General features: G+C 68.2%; 2 protein-coding genes. One reads left to right on the top strand and one right to left on the bottom strand.

Annotated features, from left to right (window positions below; genetic code table 11):
• Positions 1 to 288: 288 nt before the first annotated feature.
• Positions 289 to 1,218, top strand: a complete 930-nt coding sequence (locus ABT115_RS30695) for a DUF4232 domain-containing protein (protein WP_351796743.1) — start codon at positions 289 to 291, stop codon at positions 1,216 to 1,218.
• 351 nt (positions 1,219 to 1,569) lie between these two features.
• Here the strand turns inward: ABT115_RS30695 and ABT115_RS30690 are convergent, their stop codons facing one another.
• Positions 1,570 to 1,914, bottom strand: coding sequence for a hypothetical protein (locus ABT115_RS30690; protein WP_351796740.1), 345 nt, complete (start codon positions 1,912 to 1,914; stop codon positions 1,570 to 1,572).
• Positions 1,915 to 2,060 lie beyond the last annotated feature (146 nt).

The raw sequence follows: 2,060 nt of genomic DNA, 5'->3' as shown, positions 1-2,060 counted from the left end.
CCAAGCGCATGCCGACAAGGTCGGGGCACTCAACGTTCTACGGGCCGGGCTGGTCCGTCGCAACGCCAACCAGGCATAGCGAGAAGCCACCCCGTTCACGGGGTGGAGGAGTCACGTCCGCAGATTACGACGGCACGCGGCCTGGATGTCGAGTGCCGCAGCGTCGTACCGATCACCGAGATGCTCAGGTCGGCACCCCGTCGAGGTGACCTCGCTTGTGACACTCCTGTGACCGGAATTATGGCCTCCATCACATGGGCGTGGCCCACGCCCTGGTGAGGTGACCGAATGCGAAGACGTGCTTCCCTCTTGTCGACTCTCGCCGCGACCGCCCTGTTACTCACGGCCTGCGGGACGGAACGCGGGGGCGCCGGGTACTCCGTCGCCCCCGCGTCCGTACCGCCGTCCCGCACACAGGTCGACAATCCGGGCGAGGACGGCGTACGGATCACCTCACTGACCCTCCCGTCGGCCTCCCCCGCGCCCACCCGCAGCACTTCCGTCTCCGCCGACAGCCTCACCACAGACTCAGGGATCGTTGCCTCCTTTGAGGTCACCAACGAGGGCACCGAGACCCTGACCTACTCGGTCACCGTCACCTTCATGAGCAGTGATGGCGGGGCGATGGCCAATCAAACCGCGACCGTGCGCGACGTCGGCCCCGGGAAAACCGCAAGGGGCACGGTCCGGGCCGGACAACTGCCGCCCTCCGCGCCACGGGTGACACAGGCCAAGGTCCTCAAAGTGACCAAGGTCCCCGCGGACGAGACGCCGTCCGAGCCCGGCGCGTGCCCCACCTCCGGGATCCGCGTCAGCGCCGACAAGGGCGACGCGGCTATGGGACTGCGCGTCGTGGGTCTGCATCTCGACAACTGCGGCACGCGCAACTACACCGTCGAGGGCTACCCGCTGCTGGAACTCCTGGACAGCGACCTCAAGACCGTCCACGACATCAAGATTCTCCACGGCAGCAGCGAGATCACCACCGCTGCCGGGCCAGACGAGAAGCCCCGGCCCGTCACGCTCAAGCCCGGCGAGTCGGCGACCGCCAGCCTGGTGTGGCGCAACACCACCGAGTCCGGCACGCCAGTGAACGTGCCCTATGTGCGGGTCCGGGCGAAGGCGGGCGCCGCCCCAGTCACGGTAACCCCGGGTCTCGACCTCGGAACCACCGGAAAGCTCGGCGTCAAACCGTGGGCGAAGACGGACACGGCCTAGCCCTAGCGGGAACCGGGGGGCGGGCATCAGGGATTGACGCGGTCGCCTCACGGACTGTGGATTGAGTGAGCCTGCTGCGCCGGTCTCTCGGCGTCGAGCGGAGCCTGTTTGCGCAGGCGGAGCGCCTCCTGGCGGCAGGTCGTGGAGCAGGTCTGGCGTCGAAGTCCGGGCCGGTACGGCCACCAGAACCCCCAGTGCGATTGCCTGCACGACTAGGTTCACTGAGACGGAAGGCCGAACGACTGGATTCGCTGAGTAAACGCCTCGATTGAATGAGAGCGGTCACCGGCCGGTCCCCGCTACAGTCCACGCGAAGGAGGCCGGAGCCACTGGCATTGGCTCCGGCCCCCTTCATCCGGCAGGCAGGGACGGCCAGTCGGTGTCCTCATGCGGTTCGAGCAGCGCGAAGTACGTCGTGCGCTGCTGCTCGGTCAGCTCGCCGTCGAGGTCGAGCGCCGACCGCAGCGCGGTCAGGGTGTCGGCCGCGGGCACGTCCCACTTGGTGTGGGCCTGCTGCTGGATCTCCCCGATGGTGGAGTACGCCTCGCCGGAAAAGTGCCGGACGTACCAGTCGAGCATCTTCGCCACCGACGGGGTCGGGTTGAGGTGCCACCACTTCCCCGCCCCGCCGTCGTCCTCGTCGTCGGCGAACATGTCGACCGAGTCCTGCCAGTCGTAGAGCACCGCGGCGCGCACGGTCCGCCGGCCGTCGGCCGGGGTTCCTCAGTGCTGGACCGGCGGGCAGTAGCCGGTCTGCTCACCGATGCTGTTGATCTCCGCGTTCGAGCGCGGGTCACCGGCGTAATCGATCTGGTTGGTGCAGCTCGCCCCGGGCTTCTTCG

The sequence above is a fragment of the Streptomyces sp. NPDC001832 genome (assembly GCF_040297265.1).
Classification (GTDB): Bacteria; Actinomycetota; Actinomycetes; order Streptomycetales; family Streptomycetaceae; genus Streptomyces.
The sequence above is the reverse complement of the archived record's forward strand: the minus strand, read 5'-3'. Positions and strand labels throughout refer to the sequence as shown.